This window comes from Rahnella victoriana (genome assembly GCF_004330295.1).
Lineage (GTDB): Bacteria > Pseudomonadota > Gammaproteobacteria > Enterobacterales > Enterobacteriaceae > Rahnella > Rahnella victoriana.
In genome coordinates this window covers 144,725-159,961 of record NZ_SJOJ01000012.1, presented here as the reverse complement: position 1 = coordinate 159,961, position 15,237 = coordinate 144,725, and the positions used below count along the sequence as shown (strand labels likewise).

The following is a 15,237-nucleotide window of genomic DNA, read 5'->3' as shown; positions in this document are numbered from 1 at the left end:
TGAATATAATTTCCATAAAAATCTATATGTTATTGAAATTTATATATCTAAAACGATAGATATCATCCATCGCCCTAACGTTATGCTCGATACACATCATTCAAATTCAGCCCAATCGTGCAGCGGTTCAAAACTCATAACCAGACCACCAAAGCTAACTTTCGCCCCGCGGCTTAATGCTTCCAGCTCCCAGCGATGCGCAGTGATGCCGTTTTTCATCAATTCCCGTCCAATCTGAGGCAATCGCGCCCGTTCCTCATCAGTCAGTCTTGCCGATGGAGCAACGTCCCGGGCTTTCGTTGGGTCAAAACTTCGCTGTAACTTACTCACCTTCGGTGTTTCTTCCCTTATACGCGCCACAATCGCCCTCACGGCGGCTGTATCTGTCCAGTCAATAACTCGCCGGTTGTCAGAAGTGTACGCCGTAGCGGTGCTATCACCCTGGCTACCACGCCAATTTGTAGCCTGTTTCTTTCCACCTAACCCACAGTTATTGACAGGACTCCGAGGCGCGCCGGAGGCGCTTTTTAAGGTCAAAACCTCAACGTCAACGGCAGAAGAAACGATCCGCCATTGTGTTGTACGGGTTTCATAAACACGGGAGTCGCCGAGGTGAGGCGCGAAAATACCCACAACCTTTTTCACTTCCTCATCGTATGCGTTCAGCTCATCAGCAACGCGGCGGGCGACACGCACCGTCTGGTCGTCACGTGGGACATTTGCCCCGCCCTGGGCTGACATGTAAGCCATAAAATCACCGGCATCAGCAGCAGCTCGAACGGCTTCCACTTCTTCGTCAAAGGTTTCAGTCAGACTAATGGAACGGATGCGGCGGCACTCACGGTATGAACCCATGGTTGGCAGCCCGATAGGATGGAACTGGGGGATCCGCCAGGTAGCAGCCCAGGCTGTGACAGCGGCAGCGGAATCTGTCAGCAGCTCGCCGGTTTCGTGGTCGCGCTCGCCTTCCAGTGCATAACCGTCGATGTTCTTTGCAATGTATTTGGCAATATAGCCAGCCGCACCGCCACGGTTCATGTGCTTACAGTCAAAGCGGTTCTTTGCCGCCCCGCGCTCGTCACCGTCTTCTTTCATGGCGTATTTGCGCATGATATCGATCACCCGCTGACGCATGGCGGGCTTAGTGAATAACATCATGTGCCAGTGCGGCGTCGCATCGTGGTGAGGCTCGACAACGCGCATCCCGTAAACAGACAGACCGCTATCCTTGAACGCGGTGCGCATTTTGCTCCAGATCCCGCACAGATAACGCTGCGCATCTTTCGGGGTAAAGGCTTCTTTGTCCCAGGCGTGATTTCGCTGAACGCGCCTTTTATCGCCCTTACCCACCATGCGGGTCGGGTGATATTTAGAAGGGGTGGTGATGGTCAGGAACATCCCGACGTCGCCATTTGCAGCGGCATATTTTTCGGTGCCGGCGATCGTGCTCATTAACTCCATGCGGCGGATTTCAGGGTTTGAAATACTTGCCATCACTTTGTCGATCAGACTGAAACGCTCGCCGGTTTCGACGTTCTCCAGGTCGCAGCTTTTCAGATAGTCGAGATTCGACAGGCGTCGCGCACGTACTTCACGGATGGCCTGCTTACTGGCATAGGGGGAAGCATCGCGGTTAACCTTGCCGATTGCGATCAGCAACGATTCACGCCAGCGGGTGCGCTGACCTTTAAACTGGCGTAACCACCAGTCCGGATTAACCAGGCGCGACATGGCTGCGATAGCGGAAACTGCATCCAGCTTGCCTTTGCAAAATCTTGTCCAGTACATCGGCGTGACATTGAAAGCCTGTGCCATCCCGGTGATTTCGCTATACAACTCGCACTGGGTATCACTCTCAAATAAAATCGAATTATCCCCGTTGTACTGAGCAAGCAACTGATCGCAACGTTCTTCATAAATCCCTTTCAGATGTCCGGCGATGTCCTGAGCGAAACGGCGCAACGGTTTATCGCTCATGCTCGGCAGGCTGTGATAGAAGTCGGCCTCTGACATGAATTTCATGGAAGCATGAAAATTCATTTCGTGTGCAGAATTGACTGCATCTACACGCGGCAGAATGCTGCGCCCCAAGGTATAAACCAGATATTTATTGGCGGCGTGAATGCCCTGCTCTTTCAGCAGATATGTATAGCGGCCTGTAAAGATTTCACGGAGATCGGTTGAGAGGGTTTTTACTTTGGTTAAAACAGCTTGCCCCTGATCGTATTCATCACGGGTAAGCGGTCTTTCAAGACCAGAAACGGCCTGACGTGGTTTGTTCCAGGGAAACGCCCAAGCTGCGGGCGTTTTAATCTGAGGAGTGAAGCGGCTGGTCTGCATTACATGCCGTCTTTGAGATCAATGACCAGATAGCCCGCATTGATAGCGGCCAATACGAGCAACACCACCGCGAATATGATCACTGGTTGCCTCGGTAGTGTTTGGCATTGAGTTCAGCCAGCTCTTTGCAGTACAAGCAAAGCTCGACGCCTGGCAGAGCTGCGCGGCGTTCCTCCGGTATCGGACGATCGCACTCGATGCAGAACATTGCGGAAACACCTGCAACAGTTGCGCGGGCGGCCTGGATTTGGGCGGAAAGAATGAGGTCAGCGCGTTCCTGGGCGGTGTCGATCACATCAGCCATTAGTGCAGGTCTCCCGATTCGTTTTGAATACGGGTAGCTTCCTGACGTAAAGCCTCAGCAGCTTCGGTTCCGGTCATTTCTTTCTGGATGATGAAACAGGCGATAGCCTCCAGACGTGAGGCAAACACCTGGGCACGATTGCCGCGCTCATCGTTACGTGCAGCATTGAGCATTAAGGTCAGCTCGCCGGTGTAGTCCCCTTCTGCCGACCCCATATCAAAACCGACAACAGGCAAGCCAGCAAAGCCGAGTCGGGATTTATTAATCATTGTTTTCATATGTAAAACTCCTGTTTTTGGGCAAAAGAATGCCCGGCGGGTTTACGCCAATTAATTTCAGTTCGGGTTAGTGTCTGATATTTATCTTGCAGTCATCTTCACTAATAAATTTCGGAAGTGACTCCGTTAAACCAAGTAAGGAATTCAGCGCCGCAACCACTTGATGTCGCTCAGTCGGCGTTAATTCTGCAAACTTCATTTCTACGTGGCGATTTTTCAGGCCAGCATGAAAGCAGATCGTTTTACGCATATGCAGCGGCTGACTATCAAATGTTTCCTGCGCTACATTCTTTTTGTGTTCCAACATCTCTTTAATTTTTGTCAGATGCTTTTTACCGATCTGGATATGTTCTTCGTTCCCTAAAAACATAATCACCTCAACTAAACAGGCGCTTTAAAAGCGGCTTTGAATTTCTCACGGCCTGCAGGGCAGTGGCTTTTGACAGTGAAGGACTCCAACGCTTTCCCCCTGGCAGTTCAATGCAACCATGGCCGAAATGCCGTGAAGGGCTTTGCTGTTTCAGAAGTGGTGCAATTGAGATCGGCATAATCACACCATCCCATTGGTAGCAACGCTGGCGACGGCACCAACGGCAGAGGCCAGCACCGGTGAACCTTCGACCCGCCCCTGAATCGCCAAACCGATCAGCGACAAGTGACGGATCCCTGCGTTCACACTTTCCATAATTGCGTTTTTAACCTGGCGAGTTTGCCTTTCCGGTGATGCCGCACTTGCAGCAACCGATCCCAACGCCGCCGTGGCGTGAAGCGTGTAGGTAGCAATATTCCCCTCGGCCAACTCATTTACTGGAACCGCAGGCATACATTTCATCTGTGCCAGCAACCCATCGATCAGGGTTGCGTCTTCGGTGGTATCGGTGATCACTGCAATTTCAATGGCAGTAAGCTGATGAACCTGATCAGGATTCAGCTTGTTACGCAGGGTCTGTTCTTTCATTCCAATAGTGCGAGCAAGTTTTGACAGGTTGTGACGAACGGCAAAAGCACGACACGCGTTATCGAAGTGCGGCTGGTTGGAAACCTGAAAATCAAACATGTTTACCTCTCAAAATTCACTTAATGTGAATTAATCGCCAATTACGATTTGAAACCGTGAATGACCAAGATTCTTTTTGGCTTCCATTTCTTTGTAACGAGCGTAAAGAATTCTGATTGGACCACCGGCACGCTTGTTGCCTTTCTTGATAGTGCGCGGTTCGATTGGAATGCGAGGGTTTTCGCCGGTCGTCTGGCGATAAACGGTGCGGACGGATACACCTTCAAGGGCTGCGAATTCTTCTGGGTGCACAGTTGTGCGGGGGATCTTGATTGTAATGAGAGCTGTCATAATGCATCATTCCCTATTAACTAATGATTGCCATTGACTGTCACGGTTTGCCACCTTTCGCCGTCAATAGCATGCGATTTAAACTAATCATAATGCTAGACATAGCATATGTAAATACTCAGGTGAGCATTTCATGATTTTAGATGCCGAAGTTAACAACGAAGCATTACTCGATAGGATTTGTGAAGTTTACGGTTTTCATCAAAAAATCCAGTTAGCGCGGCACTTCGATATAGCTGCAAGTTCGCTGCAAAATAGGTACACACGCGGCACCATCTCATATGACTTTGCCGTAAAGTGCTCACTGGATACTGGGGCTAATCTTCTTTGGCTCATCTCCGGTGAAGGCCCAAAATTCAGCTCAGATAAGCCGAGACTTGATGTTTGTGAATTGAAATTATTCACATTAAGCGAAGGGAAGCTCTGTAATGAGACTGTTTTGAATATTGACTCTGCACTTTTTGGTAAGCCTCTTACGCGCCCGCAGTGCGTCAAGTCTGATGGAAAGACCCATGTGGTCGAGCAAGCAGCAACGCTTTCTGATGGAATTTGGTTAGTAGATATTGAGGGTTCAATCAGCATCCGTGACTTAACGCTATTACCGGCAAGGAGGTTGCACGTTGCTGGTGGCAAAGTCCCTTTTGAATGCGGAATTGATGAGATAAAAACGCTTGGTCGTGTGATAGGAATTTATACAGAGGTTAATTGATGGCGGTCAGAAAACAGGCCGATGGATGGTGGCTGTGCGAGCTTTATCCGAACGGTGCAAAGGGTAAACGTATACGCAAGAAATTCGCCACCAAAGGCGAAGCATTGGCCTTCGAGCAGCACACCATTACCAAACCCTGGCAGGATGAAAAGGACGATAACCGCACTCTGATAGAAGTGCTGAAAATCTGGTACTACGCCCATGGCCTTACGCTTAAAGATGCAGACAGACGTCTCGCCGTAATGACACACGCTTCTGTTTGCATGGGCGAACCACTTGCCAGGGAATTCGATGCAAAGATGTTTTCCCGGTATCGGGAGAAGAGACTTTTAGGGGATTTTTCACGCGGCAACAGAGTGAAGAAGATCACCCCACAAACCATCAATCTTGAACAGGCATATTTTAGAGCTGTTTTTAATGAGCTTATTCGCCTTGAAGAATGGAAAGGTGAAAACCCGATCAAGAATGTACGGCCGTTCCGCACAGATGAAAGCGAAATGGCTTTTCTGACAAAAGAACAGATAGAGCAACTTTTGGCGGAATGCAGGAGTGAAGGTAACGGTGACTTAGAATGTATCGTAAAACTATGCCTCTCAACGGGGGCACGCTGGTCAGAGGCTCAGGAATTAAGCAGAAGCCAGGTGACGGAATATAAGGTCACATATACCAAAACCAAAGGCCGTAAGAATCGAACGATTCCGATCAGTAAAGACCTTTACGACTCGTTACCAGCAGTAAAGAGCGGGAGGCTTTTCGAAGACTGCTACCGTGAGTTTCGCTCTGCCCTGCAACGCACCGATATACAGTTACCTGCAGGCCAGTCATCGCATGTGCTCCGCCACACGTTCGCTTCACACTTCATGATGAAAGGGGGGAACATTCTCGTTTTGCAGCGTGTTCTCGGCCACACCGATATCAAAATGACAATGCGTTATGCCCATTTTGCACCCGAGCACCTTGAAGAAGCCGTGAGGCTAAACCCTCTGGCTTAAATGGCGATAAAATGGCGGTGCAGATGGTGCATGGTGGCATTTAAAGGTTAAGAGTGGCTAGTGGAGTCAGTACTCACTTACATTGTAAGCCTGCATATACGTTAGAAACAGGCTTCCGCACTGGGTTTTGTGCCTTAAAAGATCCTTTTTCAGAATGTATGGCTTATAGCTTTTAAACAGTAAGGTGGAAAAGCCACCAAAACGGCTAATGTGGAATAATTTCCTGATCACACCCAGTGAGCACTCACTAACTCCGTAGGACCCACTGTAAAAGAGATAACGTCAGTGCCTCCCCTGCTTCCCTCCGATTCTGGCCAAAGAAAAACGGCGTATCTCAGTGAAGATACGCCGTTCGTTTAAAAGGGGATGACGTACGATCAGGCTGCGGTCTTTTTGCTACGTGAACTGACTTCGGCGAGGATCTCTTTTTGTTTATTCTTCTCACCAATCATCTTGTACCAGCCAGAAAGCTTACGCAGATCCGGCAGCGTGGCTTTCTCTTCGACATCGTAAGCGCTTAATTTTTCACGATACTCTTCGAAGATGGTGATACAGCGGCGCGCCCACTCGCCTTCCAGTGCTGAACCGGCCACCGCACGCGGGCGACGTGGTAAGCGCGGACGCAGCGGTTTGCTGGCTTCTGGTGCGGATTCATCCACATAGGCAAACTTGATGGATACCACGGTTCTGCCCTGCTTCACCGGCTCCCAGACGACGGAGATATCGGTATTGGCGTTGATCCGGTTGATCGTCGGCTCAAGCAGTTTCTGGCGGAAGTCACGATAGTCCTCGTATTTACCCGCCAGACCGGCCTTCTCGCGCATCCAGTTGAGATCCAGCGTCACTTCGATGGCTTTACCGCTGCGACGCCCGTAGAGGTTCTTAGCTTTGATGAGCCAGCCATACAGGCGCACAGAGAACGGGGTGTCGAGTTTCGCAATGTTCGCAAAATTCAGCTTGGTAAAAGACTCTTTAAGTTCATAGAGATACGGCGCAACGTCCTGACCGAACCGCAGCACCACCGCGCTGTGATCGTCACTGCTTACGTATTCGAGACGCGAGAACCAGGAAAGCTGGACGGTACGAACCTTGCCGGTTTTGATGTCCGGTTTGTAAATGGTGACCGGCTTTTTCATCAGGCTTTCAGCTGCTTCGCGTAACTGGCGATGGCTGCTTGTCGGGTTTACCCCGTAGATCCGCTGATAATCCTGAGGGAAAAGTCGATAAAGCGTATCTGGCTGAGGTTTCCTGCTATCAATTTGCGCCAGCGCCAGGTTAAGCAGGCGCATTTCGTCCAGAGTGACGCTGTAAGCGCCTTCAAGAAGATCATTCCCCTGAACTACGGTGAGTTTATTCAGTTCCATGTAGCAGGATCCATAAGTGGAAAGTAGGTAAATTATTCCACATAAAAAATGCTGTCGTAAAGCAAAAACAATGGTTATTTACTCCTTTAAAATCAGTCAATTAAATAAGGATCCGAAAAGTCTGATCAGGAAAAATCTCCACATAAGGTTTTCCGCGCCATCAGGGATCCTTTTTTTAACACACTGGATCGTCAGACTTTTTACAGGAAATTACTCCACTTTAAAGCCGGAGGATCGTTGCGCCGTATTCCCCCTGAGTTTCTCTTCAACAGCGTTCCCGGATCAGAAAATCTCTCCACATATAATCGCTACCGGTGAAAAAACGCCCGAAATCCACTTTGTGATCCCCTTCTCACTTCGTCCGGGACGGTGTTTTTCCTGCCAGAGCGGATCGACATGAAAACTTTCCACGTATCACGCCTGCGGGGATCAGAAAATGTCTCCACGTTTAGAAGCAGGCGATCAGATAAACAGGAAATCATTCCACATATGTACCGCGATCGTTCTTTCAGAAAATCTTTCCACATATATACGGATCTGGGATCAGGAAATGTCTCCACCTTAACGCCATATCGCTGTTTTCATCCTGCCGGATACCCTGAATATCAACTCCTTTGATCAGGAAATCACTCCACATATCAGTGCGTGACAATGTCACATTATTTTTAATACATTGATTTATAGATAATAATTCAAAGCACAGGGAGTGATCAGGCCGAAATGGGATCAGATAATGTTTCCACATATGGGTTTTGGGGATCAGGAAAAGTTTCCACATAGGCTTTTGCAGCCACCCTAAATCATGCGGATCTGCCCTGCCCGTACGGATTCCAGATCCGTTATCGGAGACAAGTGACATGACGTGACGCTGTCACAGGAAATTGTTCCACATATTGGCCTGACTGACAGGATCAGGAAATCATTCCACTTATGATAAATCCCTGTTGTGGCATGATATTAGCGGTCATATCGCGAAGACGGGAGGCCAGACAATGAGGAGATCGTGATATCCACAGGAAATTACTCCACGCAGATAATGGATTGATCCGTAAAGAAATTATCCACAGAAAAAGACTCTACATACGACATGAAAAGGATCCACATCCAACAGGAAGGATCTCCACTTCGCGCAGGAAAAACCTCCACAATACCCGTTGTAACCTTATGATAATAAAAAGTAAAAATCGTCTCTAAAGAGAAAGATCTAAACTTAAAAAAGAAACAAAACACTATTTGATCTTGGGATCTGATTAACAACGCAGAAGATTTTTCAGGAAGGAAAAAGCGAGGGTTACGGCCTTGTCAGGCTGGGATCTTAACGGGATATCGCGGAAACGGATCTGTTAAGACCCGATCCCGCTCGCGATCAACGTATCAGGCGCGTTCGTTAGTGATAAGCCAGGCTTCGATCAACTCTGTCAGAACGTCTTTCATTTCACGATCCTGCAGGAAGCAGCTGGTTTTAAACCGGCGATGTAACTCTTCATCGATGTTGGTCTGTAACTTTTTCACTGATGCTGGCGGTTTAGACACAGCTTCCAGCGCTGTGGTCAGTTGCCTGTGCTGGCCAAGTTTCATTTTCATTTCAGCAACTCCGTAATTTCTTTGGTCATAATTTCAATCTCGCCCTTCGCGTTTCCGTCTGTTGTATCGAAAACGGTTCCGCCATCCATCATTGTGCGGATGTACACCTGGCGCTGGGTGGTACCGGTACGTAATGCAGGAACGCCGGTATCGGCAATGGACTCTTTCAATACTTCAAGCATTTTAGCCGATGCCACTTTTTTGGTGATCAGAAAGCGCGCAATGACGGGCTGTAAGTTTTCACGTGCTTCAACAACGGCCAGGATAGCGCCACAGGCCGCGAAATCTAAAGGTGACGGTGTCACGGGGATCAGCACTAAATCACTGACCATAACAGCGGCTGAAGAAATGGCAGAGATTGCGGCTGCCCCATCGATCACCACGTAATCGTATTCTTTCAGTTGCTTGCGTACGGTATACACCTCTTTTTCAGAAGCGGCTTCTGCCAGGTCGAACTGGCATTTGCTTTCGTCGTACCAGTTACTGATACTTCCTTGCGGGTCGGTGTCGACCATAACGACTTTGTGTCCTTGCCGGGCAAGACAGGTTGCTATGTTTATAGACGTCGTGGTTTTCCCTACTCCGCCCTTTCCGTTCAGGAAAGAAATAATTTTCGCTGCCATGACAACCTCTGATGAAGTGTACAATGAAGATAACAGGATTCTAAAATCATAAGATTTCAGGATTCATAAAGTGTGTAATCACAGGATTCTGAGATTTTCTAATCCATGAATCACAGGATTGAGGTGCTACTATAAAGTTTGCATCCGGGGATTTCAATATTTAAGGATTATTGAATTATAATATCCTATGATTATGTAATCCTGCGATTCGGTGATTTCTCTATCTTATGAGTGTGAACGCTCTTTCTCCCATGATTTAGGGATTGCAGGATGACAAGATTATGGGATTTTTTCTGATTTCAGGATGTTTTCATCATCGGCTTATGTCATACACAAGAGATGCGGAAAAATAAAAACGCTGAGTCATTGTAAGTCCTCATCCCCGGATTCTATAATCTCACCATCTCACCATCTCACCATCTCACCATCTCACCATCTCACCATCTCACCATCTCACCATTTTTCTATCTTACAATCCCAGACTCTTTGGATTCGATGATGCCAGTGCAGATTAGTCCTGTAATTCTGTGATTATATGATTCTCCCATTACCAGAATCCTGAGATATAAGGATACGTATCAGGATTACAGCACTCTTATCATCCTGGAATCCTGATGCAACGCAGTGAAGAGTATTACTGTATCCCCGAATCCTGAGCTTACAAGATTTAATAATTACAGGAGGCTCATGATTTCCATAACACAGGTATCCAAAGATTTTATAATCCTGTAATCCCACTCTGATTCGAGGATTCGGAGATATCAGGATTTAAAGTTATGAGTATGCTAAACCCCGTACACAAGTCGCTGGCTGCCAGATGATAAGTATCCTGAGATTATAAGATGCAGAATTAATCTCAGGATTATGGGATTTTGTATCCACTTAGGGATTATGTAATCCTGTAATCATATTATAATAATCATGCAGATAGGTTTTTTTGTGGATGTAAAATCCTGAGATTACGGGATTCTGATCAGGATTTCATAATCCTGGGATGGGTGACCATGATTCCTTAATCCTGAGATATTATCCTGTGATTCTGTAATCCCGGCAGGCATCCTGAGATGACGGGATGATAAGATGCGGTACTGTACTGACATCATCCTGTGATTACAGGATTCTAAGTACAAGGATTTCGTGATTATTGAATCACATGATTCCAGAAGGGTAGCGAAAGAAGATACAAAGATATCAGGATGATAGGATGTAAGAATCATAAGATTATAGGATGGCAGGAGACAGTACCATGATTTAAGGATGTCATAATCCCTGAATCCCAAGAGTAGGTAATCTCAGAATTCAGGGATTTCAGGATTTAAATCAGTGGGTGATCACATCCAGTGCGCGCAGATGTTCAGGTTGCCAGGAAAGAAGCACTTCAGCGCCCGGTTGCCACTCCGGCTTCATGGCTGCTGCAGAAAGTTTGACCATGAAATTATCCTGACCAGCGACCTCAGTGATCATGCGCACATGATCACCCAGATAAACAAATTGTTTTATTCTGGCTTTAACATGTTCCATCCCCGGCTGAGGGCTATTCACACTGATACGTTCAGGACGAATCGAGAGCAAAATCTTTTTGCCCGGTGAACTTGGCCGGATTTTTACAGCATGCAGTTGTGTTCCGTCATCAAGCGAGGCGCGATAGTAATCGCCTTCCGCTGCATTGTTGGTCGCCAGCAGGCTGTTATTCTCGCCGATGAATTGTGCGACAAACGCATTATCCGGTTTTTCATAGATGACACTCGGGCTGTCCATCTGCTGTATCACGCCATCATTAAACACCGCAACCCGGTCAGACATGGTCATGGCTTCACTTTGATCGTGTGTGACATACACAATCGTCAGGTCCAGCATCTGGTGCAATTGCTTAATTTCCATCTGCATATGCTCGCGCAATTGCTTGTCCAGTGCACCAAGCGGTTCATCCATCAGGACCAGTTTCGGCTCAAACACCAGTGCGCGTGCAAGGGCAACACGCTGTTGCTGACCACCCGACATCTGGGCAGGGTAGCGATCGGCAAGGGATTTCAGCTTGACCATTTCCAGCACGCGATCAACTTTCTCTTTGATATCCGTCTTGTTGAGGCGGCGGATGGTCAGCGGGAAGGCCAGGTTTTCAGCCACGGTCATGTGCGGAAACAGCGCATAGTTCTGGAAAACCATACCGATATCACGCTGATGGGGTGGCAGATTATGCAAGGGTTTGTCACGGAGCAGGATTTCGCCCTGAGTCGGCGTTTCGAAACCTGCAAGCATCATCAGGCTGGTGGTTTTGCCGGAACCGGAAGGCCCCAGCAGCGTCAGAAATTCCCCCTCATGCACATCAAGATTGAGATTCCTGACCACCAGTTTGTCGCCGTCGTAACTCTTCTTGATATTTTTGAAGCTGACATACGTTCTCATCACGGCACTCCGCAGATAAAAATGATCGAAAATGGATGGACGCGACCCGGCACAATTTGTGCATAAAACATCCTGAGAAGGATCGTCTGTGTGGTGTTATTAAAAATCTTTACCACCCGCCTCAGACGCAAACAAGCATTTTTTGACAAAGCGAAGTAAAAAATAAGCCTGCGGGAAATCTCACAGGCTTATGAATTTTATTGTATTTTTTATTGTACCTTGGGTTTTTGCTAGCAGTCTGCTGAGCATGTTACGCAGGATCAGGCTAGTCACCCGGTTCATCAGGGATGTATCGTTCTGGCGCTGGCGCTGCACTGACCGGATGCAGCCGGCGTCGCAAACAGTCAACGATATGCCCGAACGCTGCCTCAATTTCTTCTTCCGGCACGCAGCCGTAACCGAGCAACAGCCCGCGTCGCGGGGCAGGGCGCAGGTAATACGCAGAAAGCGGGCGCGTCAGGATTTTCTTTTGCTCCAGCTCAGCGCTGAGCGCCACGTCATCGATCGAATCCGGCAAGGATAAAATCAGATGCAGCCCTGCGTTGCTGTTCTCACATAAAAATTCTGTCCCTAATTCCTGTTCAATCAGCCGCGTCAGGGCGTTACGGCGTTTGCCATAAAGCAGACGCATGCGGCGGATATGGGCAGCGTAATGGCCTTCACGGATAAACTCTGCCAGTGTAAGTTGCGTCAGTCCGTTACCTGCGCGATAGAGTTCGGAATGCGCAATTTTCAGGCGCGACGCCAGCGGACGCGGGAGCACGACGTAGCTTATCCGCATCGCCGGATACAATGTCTTGCTGAACGTACCGATATAAATCACCGGCGCATCGCTGCTCAGCCCCTGCAATGCGGGGATCGGATTCCCCGAATAACGGAACTCACTGTCGTAATCATCTTCCACCACCCAACTGCCTTGCTGGCTGGCCATCGTCAGGATTTTTTGTCGTCTCGCCAGGCTCATCACGGACCCGAGCGGGTAGTGATGTGACGGTGTCACGCATATCAGCTTCGGCGCACGGTCCTGCGGCGGGCTGTCGGGTGGATCCATGCCGTTTTCATCCACCGGCACCGGCTGAATTTCTACGCCGTTGATGGTCAGCACATTGCGGATCCCCCAGTAACTCGGTTCTTCAATCCACGCGACGTCACCGGGGTCGCACAGCATTTTTGCCAGTAAATCCAGCGCCTGATGGGTTCCGGCGGTGATCAGGATCTGATCTGCGGTGCAGTCTACCGAACGGGCAATCCGCAGATAATCAGCCAGCGCCTGTTGCAGTTGCGGGCAGCCGCCGTGGCGGGAGTAGGTGAGGTATTCGGGATGCAGCCGCCGGCTCAGACGATTTTGCAGTTTGCGCCAGATATCGTGAGGAAATTTTGTCACATCCGGCACGCCGGGCATAAACGCGCCCCACTGGTGCGACGCCACGCCGGTGCGCGTCAGCAGTTGCGACCCCCGTTTGGACAGCGATACGTGGCTGCGAAGCGGCGCACAACGCGGGGTGGTTTTATCGGCAATCACACCGTCTTTGGGTAAATCAGCGGTGACGAAGGTACCACTTCCGGTGCGGGTCTGAATGTACCCTTCGGCCTGCAATTGTTCGTAAGCGGCGAGCACGGTATTGCGCGAAATATCCAGTTCTTTGGCCAGGTCGCGGGAGGCGGGTAACCGGCTGCCGGGCGTGATACTGCCGTCAAAGATAGCCTGTTGTAATGCCTGATAAACCCGCTTATTCAGTGTGCCTGTTACGGCTTCTGAAAGTCCTGTCAGGCGCTGCAAAATGAGGTCAGAAAGCAATGAGCGCAAAAGTGGATCCTCAAAATAATTCAAACTGGTTCTGGATTATAGAGCCGCTGGCGGGATAAAAAACAAGAACGGATTGCTTATTCGACAAATTGTTCACCTCGCAACCGGCAGTCCAAAAATATCAACCTTCAGGGCAGGAGCGAAAGATGAGTCACAGTGAACTGGAAAAACGCCGTAAAGCCGCGACACCGCGTGGTGTTGGCGTCATGTGTGATTTCTATGCGGCGAAGGCAGAAAACGCCACGTTGTGGGATGAGCAGGGAAGGGAATACATCGACTTTACTGCCGGGATTGCGGTGCTGAATACCGGGCATCGTCACCCTAAAATCGTTGAGGCAATCCGCCGGCAGCTCGATTTATTCACCCATACCTCCTACCAGATTGTGCCTTACGCCAGCTTTGTTGAACTGGCGGAACGCATCAACGAAATCTCTCCGGTGAGCGGAACAGCGAAAACCACGTTCTTCAGTACCGGAGCGGAAGCGGTCGAAAATGCGGTGAAGATTGCCCGCTCAGCCACCGGCCGCCCTGGCATTATCACGTTCTCCGGCGCATTTCATGGCCGCACGTTGCTGACCATGGCCCTTACCGGCAAAGTCGTGCCTTACAAAGTGGGATTCGGCCCGTTCCCGGCTTCCGTTTTTCACGCCCAGTATCCGAATGCGGTTTACGGCGTCACCACGGAAATGGCGCTCGACAGTATCGAACGTATTTTCCGCAGTGATATCAGCCCGCAGCAAGTCGCGGCCATTTTGTATGAGCCGGTGCAGGGCGAGGGGGGTTTTAATATCGCCCCGGACGATTTTGTAAAAGGGCTGCGTGAAATCTGTGACCGTCACGGCATCGTCATGATCGCCGACGAAGTCCAAAGCGGTTTTGCGCGTACCGGCAAAATGTTTGCGTCGGAATATTATCCGGATGCGAAACCGGACATTGTCACGATGGCGAAAAGTCTGGGCGGCGGGTTGCCGATTTCCGGCGTAACAGGGCGCGCTGAACTGATGGATGCACCGGAGCCGGGTGGCCTCGGCGGCACGTACGCCGGTAACCCACTGGCGGTGGCTTCCGCGCTGGCCGTGCTGGATATCATCCGTGAAGAAAAACTCTGCGACCGCGCCAGCCGCCTGGGCGCTGAGCTGGTGGAAGTGCTGGAAAAAGCCAAAGCGACCTGTCCGGCGCTGGTGGATGTTCGTGGCCGGGGATCGATGGTGGCGGCGGAATTTAACGATCCGGCCACCGGCAAACCTTCTGCCGATCTGACCAGACAGTATCTGCGTAAGGCACTTGATGCCGGATTGCTGATGCTGAGCTGCGGGGTACACGGCAACGTTATCCGTTTCCTCTATCCGCTGACCATCCCTGACGCGCAGTTCCGGGACGCGCTGGCTATTTTGTCCGACGTACTGGCTGACTGAGGAAACCTATACAGTGCAGTGATGCACGAAAGCAGTGCTGATAATCAGAAACTGAAGGGTCATGAGG

The 15,237-nt window shown here is 49.6% G+C and carries 15 protein-coding genes; 3 read left to right on the top strand and 12 right to left on the bottom strand.

Going from position 1 to position 15,237, the window contains the following annotated elements:
* Positions 1-96: 96 nt before the first annotated feature.
* The 7 genes from EYY67_RS12335 to EYY67_RS12305 form a co-directional block, all read right to left on the bottom strand.
* Positions 97-2,340, bottom strand: coding sequence for a replication endonuclease (locus EYY67_RS12335; protein ID WP_131693608.1), 2,244 nt, complete (start codon positions 2,338-2,340; stop codon positions 97-99).
* 79 nt (positions 2,341-2,419) lie between these two features.
* The gene (locus EYY67_RS12330) at positions 2,420-2,644 is read right to left on the bottom strand and encodes a TraR/DksA family transcriptional regulator (protein ID WP_131693607.1); all 225 of its coding nucleotides are present in this window, start codon (positions 2,642-2,644) and stop codon (positions 2,420-2,422) included.
* Positions 2,644-2,922, bottom strand: coding sequence for a DUF2732 family protein (locus EYY67_RS12325; protein WP_410175526.1), 279 nt, complete (start codon positions 2,920-2,922; stop codon positions 2,644-2,646). The genes EYY67_RS12330 and EYY67_RS12325 overlap by 1 nt, the downstream gene beginning before the upstream one ends.
* Positions 2,923-2,989: 67 nt before the next feature.
* Positions 2,990-3,292, bottom strand: a complete 303-nt coding sequence (locus EYY67_RS12320) for a hypothetical protein (protein WP_120134823.1) — start codon at positions 3,290-3,292, stop codon at positions 2,990-2,992.
* Between the two features lie 7 nt (positions 3,293-3,299).
* Positions 3,300-3,470, bottom strand: a complete 171-nt coding sequence (locus tag EYY67_RS12315) for a phage filamentation protein Fil family protein (RefSeq protein WP_122096233.1) — start codon at positions 3,468-3,470, stop codon at positions 3,300-3,302.
* A gap of 2 nt (positions 3,471-3,472) precedes the next feature.
* A complete protein-coding gene (locus tag EYY67_RS12310; RefSeq protein WP_131693606.1) occupies positions 3,473-3,979 on the bottom strand; it encodes a phage regulatory CII family protein in 507 nt (168 codons plus the stop codon).
* A gap of 30 nt (positions 3,980-4,009) precedes the next feature.
* Positions 4,010-4,270 carry a hypothetical protein gene (locus EYY67_RS12305; RefSeq protein WP_131693605.1) on the bottom strand — a complete coding sequence of 87 codons (261 nt, stop codon included), beginning with the start codon at positions 4,268-4,270 and terminating at the stop codon, positions 4,010-4,012.
* A 133-nt stretch (positions 4,271-4,403) separates the two neighbouring features.
* On the opposite strand from EYY67_RS12305, the gene EYY67_RS12300 reads away from it, so the two are divergent.
* A complete protein-coding gene (locus EYY67_RS12300) occupies positions 4,404-4,979 on the top strand; it encodes a phage repressor protein CI (RefSeq protein ID WP_131693604.1) in 576 nt (191 codons plus the stop codon).
* A complete protein-coding gene (locus tag EYY67_RS12295; protein ID WP_131693603.1) occupies positions 4,979-5,971 on the top strand; it encodes a phage integrase in 993 nt (330 codons plus the stop codon). The genes EYY67_RS12300 and EYY67_RS12295 overlap by 1 nt, the downstream gene beginning before the upstream one ends.
* A 377-nt stretch (positions 5,972-6,348) precedes the next feature.
* Here EYY67_RS12295 and EYY67_RS12290 read toward each other — a convergent pair whose 3' ends face one another.
* From EYY67_RS12290 to pdxR, 5 genes are all read right to left on the bottom strand, one after another.
* Positions 6,349-7,335 carry a replication initiation protein gene (locus EYY67_RS12290; RefSeq protein WP_119825736.1) on the bottom strand — a complete coding sequence of 329 codons (987 nt, stop codon included), beginning with the start codon at positions 7,333-7,335 and terminating at the stop codon, positions 6,349-6,351.
* Between the two features lie 1,374 nt (positions 7,336-8,709).
* Complete coding sequence (locus EYY67_RS12285) at positions 8,710-8,919, bottom strand: plasmid partition protein ParG (RefSeq protein WP_047607115.1); 210 nt, start codon at positions 8,917-8,919, stop codon at positions 8,710-8,712.
* Entirely contained in the window at positions 8,916-9,542 is a 627-nt protein-coding gene (gene parA / locus EYY67_RS12280; protein WP_014341720.1) for a ParA family partition ATPase, read from the bottom strand. The genes EYY67_RS12285 and parA overlap by 4 nt, the downstream gene beginning before the upstream one ends.
* Before the next feature lie 1,320 nt (positions 9,543-10,862).
* Complete coding sequence (locus EYY67_RS12275; protein ID WP_095925422.1) at positions 10,863-11,948, bottom strand: ABC transporter ATP-binding protein; 1,086 nt, start codon at positions 11,946-11,948, stop codon at positions 10,863-10,865.
* Between the two features lie 265 nt (positions 11,949-12,213).
* Positions 12,214-13,755 carry a MocR-like pyridoxine biosynthesis transcription factor PdxR gene (gene pdxR / locus EYY67_RS12270; protein ID WP_131693602.1) on the bottom strand — a complete coding sequence of 514 codons (1,542 nt, stop codon included), beginning with the start codon at positions 13,753-13,755 and terminating at the stop codon, positions 12,214-12,216.
* Between the two features lie 146 nt (positions 13,756-13,901).
* Here pdxR and EYY67_RS12265 point away from each other — a divergent pair, with 146 nt between their 5' ends.
* Positions 13,902-15,170, top strand: coding sequence for a 4-aminobutyrate--2-oxoglutarate transaminase (locus tag EYY67_RS12265; RefSeq protein ID WP_131693601.1), 1,269 nt, complete (start codon positions 13,902-13,904; stop codon positions 15,168-15,170).
* The last annotated feature ends 67 nt before the right edge of the window (positions 15,171-15,237 follow it).